Source organism: Nitrosospira multiformis (assembly GCF_003050865.1).
Taxonomy (GTDB): domain Bacteria; phylum Pseudomonadota; class Gammaproteobacteria; order Burkholderiales; family Nitrosomonadaceae; genus Nitrosospira; species Nitrosospira multiformis_E.
Genome location: NZ_QAOK01000001.1, coordinates 146,308 through 161,225, shown reverse-complemented (window position 1 = coordinate 161,225; position 14,918 = coordinate 146,308). Strand labels below are relative to the sequence as shown.

Sequence of the window (14,918 nt, the reverse complement as noted above, 5' to 3'; positions counted from 1 at the left end):
ATGTGAGAGGCTTGAATTCCGATCAACGGCGACAGGCAACGTGAAAATAATAGAACGATATATCACGCGAGAACTGCTGATACCGTTTATGGTAGTCACCGTGATCCTCGCGACATTGTTTGCAAGTTTCAGCACCGCCCGTTTTCTGGCCGGAGCAGTGACAGATTCGCTTGGCCTTGTCCCCGTGCTCAGGCTCGTGTTCCTGAAAACGCTGATCGCACTGGAAGTGCTGATGCCCATTGCCCTGTACGTTGCTGTCATCATGGGGCTGGGCCGCCTGCACCGGGACCAGGAGATAGTCGTTTTGCGTTCCGCCGGAGTCAGTGAGCATCGCATTATCTATGCAGTGCTCATCGTTGCGGTTCCTGTGGGGCTTATTAGTGGTTTTCTTTCCATTTTTGCGCGTCCATGGGCGTATGAGGAAAGCTATCTGCTCAATGCCCAGGCAGAGGCAGAGTTGAATACGGAGCGGTTCCGCGCTGGGCGTTTCTACGGCAGCGAAAAAAAAGGCCGGGTGATTTATGTAAAGGATAGCTCGGGCAAGCAGATGGGAGAGGTATTCCATTATCTGAACAAGCATGACAGCAGCGAGATCATCCTTGCCAGGAAGGCATACCAGCCTGAGCTTGTGTTCGGCCAGCGCCCCCAGATACATCTGCTGGATGGCTCCATTTACCGGCTATCACACACCGGAAAGGGCGATACCGTCGTCCAGTTTGAAAAGCTGGTTTATTTCACGGACAGCGGAAACGTAATGGATTACAGGCGCAAGGCTGCCCCTACCGCGGCATTGATGCAATCCGATCTGCCACGGGATACTGCCGAGCTTCAGTGGCGGCTGTCGCGCCCACTGGGAACGATCCTGCTGGCGCTGATAGCGGTGCCCTTCAGCCGCGCTTCACCCCGCCAGACAAAGGGGGATAAGACTTATTATCTGGCAGCTCTGGTTTTCGCCATCTACTACATTTTGAGCGGATTGGCCCAGACCTGGGTCGAGCAGGGTACGATCGGCAGGGTGCCGGGGGTTTGGTGGCTCTACGGTGTCATGCTGCTGTTTGCAATCTCGTTATTGTCGCCCGGTTTCCGGTGGAAGCTGCTTCTGCGCAGATGACGATAATTTACCGCTACCTTGCGCTCCAGGTTTTGATGGGCTTGGGAATCGCTACTGCGGTGCTTCTGCCGCTCTTCGGTTTTCTTGATTTGCTGGATCAGCTCGATGATGTGGGAAAGGGCACGTACAGCGTCAAGGATGCATTTTTTTATACGGCTCTACTGCTGCCTCGACGATTTATTCAACTTGCGCCCTTCATCGCATTGATGGGCAATGTAACTGCATTGGGAAGGCTTGCCGTCGGATCGGAACTCACGGCGTTACGGGGAGCAGGTGTATCTCCTCTGGGCATCAGCCTTGCACCGGTTGCCGTTGGAATGGCCCTTCTACTGCTTATTACTGCACTGGATCAGTTCGTGGCGCCGCAATTTCAGCAGAAGGCCATTTCATCCCGTGCAGCCGCGCTTGAGAAGAGCGCCGCGCTTGGCAAACAATTAGGGATATGGACGCGGGATGAGCGGAATATACTGCGAATCGGAGAAATGCTGTATGCGGGAAGGGCAGCGAACATCGAAATAATGCATTTTGACGACAATGGTTTCCTGTTACGGTATACGTATGCCAGGCATGCTGACATCATAAATGAGGGGTTGTGGGAGTTGAGGGACGTCGTCATCAAGACATTCAACGGTAACGCCGTGGAGCTCGTAACCAGAGAATCAGTACCCTGGGAACCCTTCCTGAAGGAGGGGGATATCTCGACATTGACCAAATCGCCGGAAAGTCTCTCGCCCGCCGAGTTACTTTTACATGTGCATTTTCTGCGCGCCACAGGGCAGGAGTCGGATGCTTATGAGCTTGCCCTGTGGGGCAAGGCGGGTGGCGCCCTGACGACCATCGCGATGCTGTTGCTTTCGATTCCCTTTGTTTTTGGATCGGTGCGGGCGGGCCTCGGGAACAGGCTCGTGCTCGCATCGATGCTCGGAATCGGCGTCTATCTCTTCGATCAGATCATTGCCAATGCGGGCTTGTTGCTGCATTTGAATCCCGCGCTGAGCGCACTTCTTCCAGGGGTGGTGCTGATCGCCGTGGCTTATTTCTGGTTACGGCGGATCTTTTAACAAACCTCTGACTTGTTCCGATTTTATTAACCTGAATGCCTGCCGCAATCTTGCGGGAGGACTTGCGAAACCCATCAATTTGACAAATCCAGGCACAGAGATAATCGGGCAACGGGCGGATTCGTCGATGCCTGTTTATATCCATATCATTGGCGATAGCGAAACCGATATCTGGGGCTTGAGTGGTCGGGAACGTCTGCAACGCATGTTAAAGGCATTTAGCGGGACGAGGCGGGTTGACAATCCGGCACGTATTCCCGCCCCTGCCTCGGCACTGCTTTTACGCGGAGATTATCTTTTTGACGCTATCGTGCTGGGCGCCCTGATTAAAGCAAGAACGGATCTTGTGCTTGTCAGCGAGGAGGGTGAGCCAGTCGCAGTGCGAATTTCCGGCGGGAACGTGCAACAGGGGTTTGACGAATTTGCGCGCGGAGGAGAAGGGCAAACCCTTTCTTCCTTGCTGCGTTATGAGTTGAAAGACCTCGATCTGCCAAGCCTGCGCCAGAATCTCAAGAAAAGAGATGCTCCCTACGTTTTGCCGATCAGCAGGAATAGTCGCTGTAATCTCGAGTCAGAGCTATTCGACCGGTCTTACAAAGGGGTAACGGATTTTGTGACAAAGTGGCTGTGGCCGGCGCCTGCATTTCGGGCAGTGCGCTTCTGCATACGTGCGGGTTTGCAGCCTAACCATATTACACTGCTCAGTCTTTTGTTTACCGTGCTGGCGGGGATTGCGTTCTGGTACGGCTTCTATGGATTGGGACTGGTGATGGGATGGTTCATGACCTTCCTGGACACCGTCGACGGCAAACTGGCGCGGGTAACCGTTACCTCCAGCCGCTTGGGTGATGTGCTCGACCACGGCCTGGATATCATTCATCCACCGCTCTGGTACATTGCCTGGGGCATGGGGCTGTCCGCCGACTATTCCTTATCCTCGCATCTGCCGCTATTATTCGGGCTGATTCTTATCGGTTACATCGGTGGGCGGCTGTGTGAGGGAGCATTCCAGTTCTGGGTCGCGTTATTCGATATTTTCATCTGGCGTCCACTGGATTCCTTCAATCGGCTCATTACTGCCCGCCGCAATCCCAACCTGGTTCTGCTGACACTTGGCTGGCTGGCGGGCAGGCCGGATATCGGGCTTTTGTCCGTGGTGATCTGGCACCTGCTTTCGACCGGTTTTCTCTCAGTGAGAGTGGTGATGGGATGGCTATCGCGACGATCGCGTGGACCCTTGCATTCCTGGTTTGAGGAGATCGTTGCGGGGCAGGATGAAGGAAAGCTGGCCGTTCGTATTTTTGTACCTTTAAGATCACGTAGATGACAGAAAGATCACGGGTTGATAGATTGAAGTCCGGAACAGGATCTGTCGGATTGCTTTTCAATCCGCTCAGCGGGCGCATTCGCAAGCGGAAGGAGGCGATCCGGCGCGCCACAGGCGAGATTTCCGGCGCCTGCAGGGAAGTGACGAACGCACACGAAATCAGCGCCTCGGTGGATGCGTTCGTGAACGCTGGTACGGATCTGCTGGTAATTATCGGCGGGGACGGCACAGTGCAGGGTGTACTGTGCCATCTGTTCGCCACTCAGCCTTTGGCGAAGTGGCCTGTTCTGACGATAGTGCCGGGCGGTACAACCAACATGACTGCGCTCGATCTCGGCATAAGCGGCAGCCCGGAATCCGTCCTGCAGCAACTGGGCGCCTGCTTTCAAAAAGGTTTTCCCTTCGCACTCGTGAAGCGTCATGTCCTTTGCATAGAACAGTCCGGCGCAGGGAAGGTTTATGGAATGTTCTTCGGCGTGGGACTCATCGCCCGCGCTGTGATCTTTTCTCAGAGCAGGATAAAGCGGTTGGGTATTACCGGAGAAATATACTCTGCCCTTATTACCTTCGGCTATGTTGCAGGCTTTCTGCTTGGGCGGCGTCAGGGAGCATGGGCGCCGGTCCGAATGACCATTACCGAGAAAACCTTGCCCCAGCACCAGGGAACCTTCGCGTTTCTTTTCGCCAGCACTCTCGACCGCCTGCTGTTCGGCATGAGGCCGTACTGGGGCGAGCAACCGGAGCCGCTGCACGTCACATTCGTCAGGCAGCAGCGGCAGCTTCCCCTGCGCTCCGTGCTTCGGTTGCTGATAGGGCGTGGAAACGATCTCAGGGACAAGGATGGTTATCATAGCTACAACACTGATGGGATGGAGTTGCTGATCGATGACGATTACATCGTCGACGGCGAGTCCTATCATGCGGACAGCCAGAGTGGACCCTTGCGCATTACGCCTGCTGGCCCGATCGCCTTTCTGGTGGCGGAGAGGGCAGCCGCAAACGCAAAATCATGAGTATGCTTCAAGGGCCTGCAACAGTGGATCCACCGCTTCCAGAGGGTTTGATTTCGGAGATGGCGGCACTGAGTTCAAATACGGTATCGGCGGATTTTCTCGTTTTGCTAGAGGCGTTGAAATTGCGCTTCGGTTCAGCCCTCGACGCTGTGCTTCTTTATGGATCGTGCCTGCGCGCGCGTGAGATAGGGGATGGGGTGGTCGATTTTTACGCGGTCGTGGGCAGTTACAGCAGTGCTTACCCGGAACGCTACCTGCGCTATTTCAACGCATTGCTACCTCCGAATGTCTTTTATCTGGAGGTGTCCCAAGAGGAGAAAACGTTCCGTGCCAAATATGCCGTGGTTTCAATGGCGGACTTCGAGCAGGGGACCCGCCGCTGGTTCCACCCTTATCTCTGGGCACGTTTTGCTCAGCCCTCGAGGCTATTATTTTCCCGCGACGAAGCTGCTCGCAAGCGAATTTCGGAGTCTTTGGCCCATGCGGTCGTCACTTTTCTCGGCTCCACCCTGCCCACTCTCGATTGTTCCGGGGCCACAGTGACCACCACTGAAATGATCTGGACCAATGGATTAACCCAGACTTACGCTGCGGAATTGCGGCCCGAGAGAGCAGGCCGCGCGCGCCAGCTCGCGCAGATGGACCTGGAGATCTATTCACGCCTGACTGCTCTCGCAATACCGGCACTGGCAGGAAAATTGAGGCCCCTGCCGGATGGAGGTTACGAATGTCTGATAGGCGATGCAGAACGTCGGAAGTCGCTTTGGCACTGGCGGCTGCGGCGTTGGCAGGGAAAAGTCCTGTCCGTGCTGCGGCTGTCGAAGGCGGCTTTTACCTTTCATGACAGCATCAGCTATGCCGCCTGGAAAATCGAGCGCCATACCGGCGTTCGCGTCGAAGTGACCCCTATGCTACGGCGCCATCCCCTGTTGTGGGGTTTTAAAGTTTCATGGCGCCTGTTGCGGCGGGGCGTGATGCGCTGACTGCGGCAAGCATTGACGTGCGTGCTTTGAGAATGAGATCACAGGCTTCCCGCACTGCGCCATTCCCTCCGGTATGCCCGCAGACATGATGTGCCTGCTGCATGACTTCCGGAACAGCGTCCGCGGGACAAAACGCAGCACCGACCCGCCGCATGCATTCCAGGTCGCAGAGATCGTCGCCAATGTAGGCGATGTGTTGCAATGAAACCGACCAGCGTGTTGCAAGTTGCAGAAGAAGCGCTGATTTATCACGGGCGCCAGGGTAATATTCATCAATCCCGAGTTTTCTCATCCGCGCCTCCACTGACGGGCTGGTTTCAGTGGTGATGACGCCGACCCGGATGCCATTCTCCCGCAGCAGTTTCAGTCCGTGCGCGTCCCGGGTGTTGAATTTCTTTAGGGCTTCACCGTCGGGGCCGTAATACATTCCACCGTCGGTCAGGGTACCATCTACATCGAGCACCAACGCCTTGATTTCGGCCGCGACGGCGTTAACCGTCTGGCGTTTCTGCTTGAGCAGGAGTTGTTCTACAACAATCCAGTCAGTTTCATCGTCAATTTCGACCGCGCTCTCGGCGGCCATTTCATGGACACCGATACGCCCCCCTAGCCGGCAACCGCATTCCTCCAGCAATTTCCTCCGCGTCAGGTAAAAAGCGCCATTCTCCATGAGGTATCCTTCGAAGTCCTGCCGTCTTGGTCGGTGCATCGGGTCGTAGTTGACGGGTGTGCCATGTACGCTCCAGAAAAAGCGCTTTGAAGGCACAGCGGTCAGAAGGGAATCAAGGTTTTCTGCCAGGAACTTATGCTTGGCGGAGCGAAAATCGTCTGCCCGCGTGAGCGGCGAGGTCGCCTGGATAAGACACATGACATCAAAGGGAATCTGCTGTTGAAATTCGAGCATTGCGCTTTCTGTACTGGCCGTGTCCGTGGAGGTTACGGCAGAGCGTTCCAGAACCGTCACTGATGAAAATTCCTCCAATACCGCTTTTCGGATCTTGGGAGAATCGGTCGCAACATAGACATCATCGAAACACTGCGATGCGATCGCCTGTTCCAGGCTCCATGCGAATAACGGCCGTCCCGCGATGTTGCGCACATTCTTTTCGATAATCGATTTCGAATGCGCGCGCAGAGGCATGAAAGCTACCCAGCGCACTAGTGAAAGTGAATCCCTTGGATACGTTTGAGCTTATTACGCTGTGCGACTTCGATTTCCACTATCGGCGCATTCTTGAAAGTAAGCGCCCTGGATGCCGCGCGGACGTCACGGACCAGTCTCCGCAACCCGTCGGGTTCCAGCGAGGCCGCATGGTCAGTGCCCTTCCACGTTCTGTCCAGCGTAAAATGCCGCTCGATCCATGAGGCGCCCAATGTGAGGGCGGCAATGTCCACCGCAATGCCAAGGTGATGGCCTGAAAAGCCGATTTCCTTGATACGTGCCCCGAATCTCTCCTCCAGCGCCTGCAACTCGAGCAGGCAGACCTGCTCGAAAGGAACGGGGTAGCCGGAAGTGCAGGCGTACAGCACAACCCTGGGGGCGACTCCATGCTTCTCCATCAATTGCACGATCTGCTCCTGCTCGGCGGGAGTGGTCATGCCGAGCGATATATGAATTTCCCCACCATAGTTCTTTGCGAGATACTCCAACATCGGAAAATGCAGATTGCATGCCGAGGGTATCTTGATGAATTCCGGGTTGAGACCGGCGATCTCCTTTGCCGAAGTCAGATCCCAGACTGATGTGGAGTAGCCTATTCCAAACTCCTCACACCATTTCTGCAGTAGCCGATGCTGGTCCACATCGAATTCCAGAAACTCGCGATGCTCCCCGTAGCTGTTGCCATAACTGTGCTGCGGGTTCGGATGCCGGGCATTATATTCTTCGGAGGTGAGCAGTTCACGGTTCGAGCGTTTCTGAAACTTGACGAAATCGCATTTGGCGAAGGTTGCGGCAATTCCTATCATTTCCCGGGCGATTTCGATATCGCCTTTATGATTACAGCCGATCTCGGCTACCACTGATGGGGTTTTCATAAGTATTCGACCTGTACACAGATACTGCGATGGGATGGCGAAAATTTAACTGCAATGCGACTGTCCATTCAATGCCATCTTTTCTGTTCCGAAACGACGCTTTTTCTCCGCTTTCCGAAAAAAACCTGCTACTGGGTATTCAACCGCCTGATCCAGAACAGATGCTTGGAGTGTTGCTCCACGCGAATAGTCCCGAAGCGATTCAGTAATTTTCCGAAACGAGCGATTCTCTGCTCGATCTCGGGCACTGAAATCTGCGGAAAACGGTGATCGTGGTATGCAAGCCGGTTGGGACCCGGCCGCCGCATGTTCAATTTGGTCGCCATCGCCTTCAGCGTAGCGAGCATCCAGCCTTGGGCATAAGTCCGGAGAGGCTTTGCCGGCGGTTTCGATCGGCCATAGCCGCTCACCTCGAGAATGTCGACGATGCGTTCGCAGGCCAGCGGCCCATCCTGCGCTGCGAGATAGTATTTAATCAGCGCCTCGCGTTCTTCACCCGCTGCAGTACCCAATTCGCCGGCAAGAATGCGGGTCAAGCTATCCTTTAATTCCTCGAAATTGAAGCACTGATGGCTTAGCCGGGTGGGTAGCCCCTGGAAATCATAGTCATAATACTCGTTGAACGTGGCCAGGTAGGATATTGCCGGTACTCCCAGAACATAAGCTTCCAGTCCGGTCGTGCAACCATTGTGCACCATGGTTTTTGCGGCGAGAAGCCAGGGAATCACGTTTCCTTCGCTTGTTACCGCCACTCGCTCGCACTGGGCGGCAATATCGTGATAAATCTCGTGGTTTTCGCTCGGATGAGGGCGAACAACGATGTTGAGATCGGGAAATGCACGTTCTAGCGCCGGGATGAGCTGAGTGAAATCTCTGAGTATCGCCTGCTTGTGATCCCACAGCCCTTCGGCAAACGCACGGCTCATCCCGATTCCCGATTGACCGCGGCATGCTTTTCCCTCCCGCTTTTTCTCCGGCTGAAACAGGCCGATACTTCCGATAAAAGGATTTACATCGCTGAAATTGGTATTGATAAGAATGAAATTTCCGTGCAGATTTCGCAGTCTTTGCACCTCCGTCTCGAAGTAGGGGCGCATTTCAGCTCGAAGGATGTCGCCGCGGGGATTTCCCGTGATGTGGATCGGCATGTTCGCAGGTAAAGCCGGATACTGCCGAAGCAGGTCGACATTTTCCTGCCCCCATGCGAATACATGGGACACATTTTTTATCGTCGTTGGCGAAAGCCGGAGAGTGAAATAGGTCTCCGCCGGGGGGTGCACCAGAGCCTCTTCTTCCCAGGCAACAATCTCATGACCGAGCTGACGCACGATTCTGAACATGGTGTTGCTCAGGCTGCGCATGCTCTTCGCAAGATAAACGCCGCGTGGAATCAACGCCAGTTCGAAGTGGACGTATGCGCGTGAACCCATAATGACGGGAAAGCCACGCTCAGCCGCGACGCAGGAAAGAAGGATTTTGGCATCCAGTTCGCGGACCTGGCTTTCCACGGGAATGATAAGCGTCGAAACAGAATTTCCCATAGGCTATTTTAAGAGTTCAATCAGGACATTTTAGACCATCTGCCGCTTTCGGGTTTGTCTGGTTTTTCAATACTTCCCATCGCGCGGAAAAAGCTCGAAAAAGCCCGCAGTTGCTGGAAATGACGGCAATCTCATGATTGAGCCAGAATGACGGCTTGGTCCAGTTGAAACTGCCGAAAATGGTGAACACCTGGTCGCCATCCTCCACCAGTACGAACTTGAGATGCATCGGCAGATCCTCCGGATCCTGGAAACGTGAAAATTGCACGTTGGCTGCCGAAAAACGCTTTTCCACCTTTGCGGTTACGCGCCTCAACGTTGATTCGGCAAGAATCTGCACCGTTATTCCGCGCCGCGCAAGCGCCGTCATGACTTCAACTGCGCGTTCAGTTCTGATGTGGGATGCGACAACGCGCACCCGTGCCCCGTCACGCACGCCGGCCAGGAGCTGCACCACCGGATGCGGATGTATGCGGGGCCAGAAATAAATGGTCGCGTCCTTTCCACAAATTGTCTCATTTGCACGGGCAGAGAAGCGGTACAGGAGGCCGGGGGGCATGCGGTGCAAGCATCGGGCATGAGCCGTCAACTGCGCGACCACCATTGGATCGACGAGTCCGACAAGCACGTTGTGTCCTCTGTCCTGATCCCCCAACTCGCGGATGATTTCCGGGTTTTCGTCCGGCATGTTTCCTGACGGGTTGAAAGAGCCGATAAAGGTGATAGGCGCAGGATGCGAAAAATAGTAGAGTTTCTCGTGCAACTGCGGTTTCCACGATTTTCCCGCCGGGGCCGGAATGCCTGGAATACGGATGATGCGCAGCGCTTTTCCGAGGCCCTCGGGTTGGGAAAGCAGGGTGATTACTTCGTCGTTGGCATATGGAATCCGGGGCTTTCCTTCCAGGGTCACCGTTACTTTCACCCCTCGTCTGTGTGCTTGAACAAGTGCTTCCGCCAGGCGCATATCCCGGAAATAATAAGTAACCCAATCGATGGCTCCCCCGGCGGGGACGGTAGCGATGTGCGCCGCCAATACATCGCGTAAATAGCCCGGTGGCTGGTCGGGGCCGCCAAAGTAAATCTCGAACGGAACCTTGGTCTCCACCTCCATTAGCAAGCCCGAAGAGGGTGGTCTGGGGGAATGTGCAAGCGACTTGCTCAATTAAGAGAGGATCCGATATTCGATGTTTTCATGCCAGTCTGCGGCTTTGCAGGTGAGCGGATTCCACTGCAGTTCTGGTGCGCATCTGTTTCCTGGAAGTGGAAGCTATCACGAGGCGGAAGAAATCAACCAGTTCCGGTACATGATGATCGAACGTGAACAGGTGCCGCTGCTGCCAGACCCGTTCACGCGTCGCTCGCAACTGTTTGCGGTCGCGCAACTGCGCGGCGAGCTCATCCACGGTATCAAAAAAAATCCCAACGCCAAGCTGTCTTGCCAACGTTCGGGTGGCGACGAATGCGTCTTCATTTGCCTTCTGCAGCATCGGCAGGCCGGCTACTGCAAGGGTGCTGAGCCGCGCCGGGTAGTTCAGGTCATCCCAGTTTGCCCGCCTGATTTCCCCTCCGTTGCTGCTTTCAAAGAGATGCAGCCAGCCTGCATCATATTGGGAAAACTCGGCAGTCCAGTGGCTTTGGTCCACGTTCGGATGTAAATGCAGGTAGCCTGGTGCCATTGCCCGGGTTTTTTCAATCCATTGCAGCCATTGTCCATGGGTTATCTCCCCATAAAAATGCAGATGAATTCCGTGGTGGGCCAACTCCGCAACATGATGCGGATGCAGACCGATGGGTCGCCCGGGTGATACGGTATGAATATCCCCTTCGTTTGCGGAACGCAGCGGGGCGCGAGGTTGATCAAACCAGTCGCGCTTGGGTAAGTCTCCATCCAGCACGTAGGTGGGTTTATCCTGCGACAGGCCGGGAATGATGGTATCAAACCAATCCCGCATTTCCGGGCTGGAGAAGATCTGCCCATCCGAATACCGGTGCAGGTCGAGCAGTTGCGGCCAGGTTCCCTTTTCGAGGCAAATGAAAGGTCCCTCCTTGAAATGCCAGACGAAAGGAATGCCGCGAGTGGCCATCAATACCTCATGTGCAAACGGCACCGCCTGCCAGTTGAGCAGCGCATAGATAACATCGGGCTGCACCTGCTTCACTGCTTCGCGCCAGTTGTCGCGCGGCAAGTCCTCCACATGCCCGAAAGGCATCGGGCCCACCGCGTTGTACCAGTACGGGTTCTGCATCCACAGGCCATACAGCTTGTGCCCCTGCTCTTCCAGGGCGAGCACGCGGTCGGCGTTATAAGCCAGTTCTCCGACCAGAAGTATTTTCAACCCATTGTCGGCACGCGGAGTGTCCGGCCGCTCGCGCATTTTCCGGTAGTGGTCCGCTTCATCGATCCGATGACCTACGGACGTATGAAAGCGCAGCGGTTCCTTGACGCGATAATGGGAGCGAAACGTGTTGATGCCGCCTTCCGGTTCCTGCATGATCTTGTGCCGTTGCATCGGGTGGGAGACCCACTCGCAGGTAAGACTTCCGCTCTCAGTAAAAGCGCCGAGGGGCCGCAGCAGGCTCCAGTAGAGGCGCTCGAGGTCATCCGACTCCAGTTCTGCGCGCTCCACCCAGCGCACCGGCATTTTCCGATGCATGCACTGCACCAGTTGCAAAGGAAATTCCGGAATCTGTCCAGCGGCCTCGCGGTTGTAATGGTGGCGAACGCCTGAACAAGCCAGCACAGCGCCTTTCTGCGTCTCAAGGCATGTTTTCAGGCTGCGCAGGTGATCGCGGTAATAAACGTCATCGCTTGGCAAGTAAGCGATGAGTGGCGCTTTTGCTTTGGCAATGCCTTCATTCAGGGCGTGACCCAGCCCCCGATTTTCGGGAAAGCGATAATAATGGATGCGCGTGTCGCCCAGGTATGCCGATACGGCTTCCGCCGTAGCATCCCGTGAACCGTCGTCGATGACGACTGCTTCCCAATCCGTGAGAACCTGCGCCTGCAGGCTGTTCAGCGCGCGTCCGATGAACCGCGCTTGCTCATAGGTGGGAACTACTACGCTGACCGATGGAGAGCATGTCTGGGGCATCATGTTTCCTTTTTATCGTTGTGTACCTGAGGCCGCCTTAACTCTTCGCGGATAAGCAAGTTTAATTATAGAAGCAGCGCCAGTATTTTTTTAAGGCTCAGTCACACGAATACGTTTTTTCGCTGCCTGTCTTCAGTCCCCGATGCCTGCGCTTGTGTTTCAAGCAGCGCCACATAATGCGGCAATACATCGGACCCACCCACGTGAAGCATTTCGTTGATGAAGCGTTGCCGGTGTTCCTCTACATAGAATGAATCGCAACCATTGGAAAGAAATCCGTCGATTCTCCGGTATACATCATCCCGGCACTTCAATTCCGTCTCCGGCATGAAATGTGCCAGGGTAGAGCGACCGGCGTGCAGGTAGTCGGCAGCGAGCACGGGTTTTTTTCCTTTGACTGCTTCAAATACTACCGAGGTGGCAAGATCGATAATGACATGCGCCCAGTTCATCAGATGAATGGAATGGACATGATCGGGCGCCACACTCACATTGGGAAGCCTGCGCAACGAGGCATTTCTGGTGAGGGGCTGTCTCCAGCCGCCACGGGTATGAGGTTTGATCACCAGTTCCACGTTCGGAAAAGCTGCAATCATTCCCACTATTTCCTCGACCTCTTCCCAGAAGGTCGTAAAGTTACTCTTTCTCAGGAATATCACGACTTTAAGGCCTTCGGTCTCCGTGGACTCCTTCACTCTTTTTGGCTCCTTTCCGGGGTGGAAAGCAGGTGGGGCGGGAGAAAGTTCCGCCAATTTCACCAGCCACTCATCACAGTAGCGGGGGGAGCCGAGGACGGCGATGGATTGATCATCCAGGAATGGGCGAAAACGTTCCGCGCATAACCCGTTGGGCACCGCCACTTTGTCGAATATGCTTGCTGCGGAGTAGAGGGAATCCGGCTTGAGACTCCACTCGTGATGCCGTATCAGCTGGCTGGCATGCGGACTGTCTCCGTGTGGCAGCGACACCGTGCCCAAGCCCTTGCTGCGCGCGAGGGAAACAACCACTTCGACCCATTCCACCGAAACAGGCGAATCCCTTGTAATCCAGTCAAACACCACTACGCCTTTGTCAGCAGCGGTGAAACTGCGTTCCAGCAATCTGCCGGCAGTGCTGCGCCAGATTGGTTGACGCCGGTCCACGCTGTACGTACGGGCAAGCGCATCGACGAGGGGACCCATTATGGAGCGTCGGAGGCGACTGGCCAGCAGCAGTGTCTGTAGCCGCCACCCTAAAAATTCCAGGGGGGGCAAGAGATCGCGAATATGGGCAACACGCGCGCCCTCCAGTGTGCCCAGAAATTCAACACGGTAATCATTACGGAATTTCGGATTGCCTATCAACACGACATCGCAGCGGTGACCAGACTTGAGCCATTTTGAGATAACTGGTGTAATATGGTCTATGTCATTGTAATGTCGGAGAAAAACGAGCGCTTTCATATAGGAATTGAGAAAAAGGCTTGCGCCAGAAGGTTGTTTTTCGCCATTGATTTACAGCAACCAGGTATAAAGACAGTACAGCTGTTTCAGATCGTCAGTTGTTGCTGAGCTTCCCTATGGAAGCCGTTGTCGCAGTTTCTTATGCTTGGCACCGCACGGCTGGTTTTATTCCCGATCATTAAATTTATATGTTAACGTGATTGCGCAGATTTTTTAGCGATGTTCAAATTCAGTGACGGAAGTCATTGCCGCTTTCCCGCTGTGGGTATTACTTTACTTATAGACTATTCGTACGTCCAACAGATCAAGGAACATCATGATAAATAAGGAACAGGATGGGGGATACCAGGAAGGTGATACCGTGCAGATGCTGACGATAGAGCCGGGAACCGACCTGAGGGTGCCTGAGTTGCAGCGCGCGGCAATCGACACGCTGGAAGGAGGCGGGGTCATTTATCTGCCAAAAAGTGGATTTGAGTTGTCTGACCATGAGCGGGAGCTGATTTCGGATACGGCGAATATCCTGTCCCGAACGCCAGATGTCGAGGATGGACGTCCAACCATCATTTTTGATCCGGAGCGCGGCCATATCAAGAAGTATCATTATGCCCAAGTGCGAGGGAAGATGATGCGGGCTCAGGTCAAGGACTCGGCACGTCCTCAGATCGAGGCGATGATGTCGCGCTACAGTAAATGGACAGAGAGTGTCATCACTCAATTGTTTCCCAGCTACCAGGGAGTCCTGGAGCGGAAACGCGTTACCTATCGTCCTTTCCCCCGTAATAACATCCAATCCCTGCACATTGATTCAAGCTACGGCTATCCCACCCAGGGGCGAGGCATGCTGCGTGTGTTCTCCAATATCAATCCCACTGACAGGCTGCGTATCTGGCAGCTCGGCGAACCGTTTGAGCCCTTCGTGCGGCGCTTCTTGCCTGCCGCGCACCCAAGTGAACCGGGCTGGATCACCTCTCTCCTGGGCCGCCTCGGTATCATCGACGGTCCCAAGACTCCATACGACCGCTATATCGCAACGCTGCGTTCGCTCGGCATGCGCGACAAGGAGTACCAGCGGACGGCACCCCGCAGGATCATGGAATTTCCTGCAGGCGCGAGCTGGATTGCGATCACAGATCTGGTGCTGCATGGGGCGATATCAGGACAACATAGCCTCGACCAGACCTTCTATCTGCCCGTTGAGGCGATGAAGGACTCATCGCGTTCGTCATTGCGCATTCTGGAGAGGTTAGCGGGCGAAGCTCTGGTTTAAGCGGAGAGGTGCCAGCGGAAGGTGCCAGTGAGAGGGGACGC

Annotated in this window: 12 protein-coding genes; 6 read left to right on the top strand and 6 right to left on the bottom strand. The window is 55.0% G+C overall.

The annotated features are described in order from the left end of the window. The first annotated feature begins 40 nt into the window (after nt 1–40). The 5 genes from lptF (at nt 41) to C8R21_RS16275 (ending at nt 5,495) form a co-directional block, all read left to right on the top strand. The gene (gene lptF / locus C8R21_RS00695; protein ID WP_107760974.1) at nt 41–1,111 is read left to right on the top strand and encodes an LPS export ABC transporter permease LptF; all 1,071 of its coding nucleotides are present in this window, start codon (nt 41–43) and stop codon (nt 1,109–1,111) included. Then, complete coding sequence (gene lptG / locus C8R21_RS00690; RefSeq protein WP_107760973.1) at nt 1,108–2,172, top strand: LPS export ABC transporter permease LptG; 1,065 nt, start codon at nt 1,108–1,110, stop codon at nt 2,170–2,172. The genes lptF and lptG overlap by 4 nt, the downstream gene beginning before the upstream one ends. Before the next feature lie 127 nt (nt 2,173–2,299). Continuing rightward, nucleotides 2,300–3,499: a CDP-alcohol phosphatidyltransferase family protein gene (locus C8R21_RS00685; protein WP_107760972.1), complete on the top strand. Its 1,200-nt coding sequence runs from the start codon at nt 2,300–2,302 to the stop codon at nt 3,497–3,499. A gap of 50 nt (nt 3,500–3,549) precedes the next feature. Further along, nucleotides 3,550–4,512 carry a diacylglycerol/lipid kinase family protein gene (locus tag C8R21_RS16280; protein WP_258192176.1) on the top strand — a complete coding sequence of 321 codons (963 nt, stop codon included), beginning with the start codon at nt 3,550–3,552 and terminating at the stop codon, nt 4,510–4,512. Continuing rightward, a complete protein-coding gene (locus C8R21_RS16275; protein WP_258192175.1) occupies nt 4,509–5,495 on the top strand; it encodes a hypothetical protein in 987 nt (328 codons plus the stop codon). Before C8R21_RS16280 ends, C8R21_RS16275 begins: the two co-directional genes overlap by 4 nt. Here C8R21_RS16275 and C8R21_RS00675 read toward each other — a convergent pair. The 6 genes from C8R21_RS00675 to C8R21_RS00650 all read right to left on the bottom strand — a co-directional run bounded on the left by C8R21_RS00675 (nt 5,452) and on the right by C8R21_RS00650 (nt 13,607). Beyond that, nucleotides 5,452–6,636, bottom strand: a complete 1,185-nt coding sequence (locus C8R21_RS00675; RefSeq protein ID WP_107761072.1) for an acylneuraminate cytidylyltransferase — start codon at nt 6,634–6,636, stop codon at nt 5,452–5,454. The two genes, C8R21_RS16275 and C8R21_RS00675, sit on opposite strands and share 44 nt — an antisense overlap. 17 nt (nt 6,637–6,653) lie before the next feature. Then, complete coding sequence (locus C8R21_RS00670) at nt 6,654–7,532, bottom strand: N-acetylneuraminate synthase family protein (RefSeq protein WP_107760971.1); 879 nt, start codon at nt 7,530–7,532, stop codon at nt 6,654–6,656. Nucleotides 7,533–7,660: 128 nt separating this feature from the next. Next, complete coding sequence (locus tag C8R21_RS00665) at nt 7,661–9,073, bottom strand: surface carbohydrate biosynthesis protein (RefSeq protein ID WP_107760970.1); 1,413 nt, start codon at nt 9,071–9,073, stop codon at nt 7,661–7,663. A 16-nt stretch (nt 9,074–9,089) separates the two neighbouring features. Further along, on the bottom strand, nt 9,090–10,184 hold the full coding sequence (locus C8R21_RS00660) for a phospholipase D-like domain-containing protein (RefSeq protein ID WP_107760969.1): 1,095 nt from the start codon (nt 10,182–10,184) through the stop codon (nt 9,090–9,092). Between the two features lie 79 nt (nt 10,185–10,263). Continuing rightward, nucleotides 10,264–12,165 (bottom strand): glycosyltransferase family 2 protein, encoded by a 1,902-nt coding sequence (locus C8R21_RS00655; protein ID WP_107760968.1) that lies wholly within the window; start codon nt 12,163–12,165, stop codon nt 10,264–10,266. 101 nt (nt 12,166–12,266) lie between these two features. After that, nucleotides 12,267–13,607, bottom strand: coding sequence for a hypothetical protein (locus tag C8R21_RS00650; protein WP_107760967.1), 1,341 nt, complete (start codon nt 13,605–13,607; stop codon nt 12,267–12,269). A gap of 316 nt (nt 13,608–13,923) precedes the next feature. On the opposite strand from C8R21_RS00650, the gene C8R21_RS00645 reads away from it, so the two are divergent. After that, nucleotides 13,924–14,877 (top strand): Kdo hydroxylase family protein, encoded by a 954-nt coding sequence (locus tag C8R21_RS00645; protein WP_107760966.1) that lies wholly within the window; start codon nt 13,924–13,926, stop codon nt 14,875–14,877. Nucleotides 14,878–14,918: the final 41 nt, after the last annotated feature.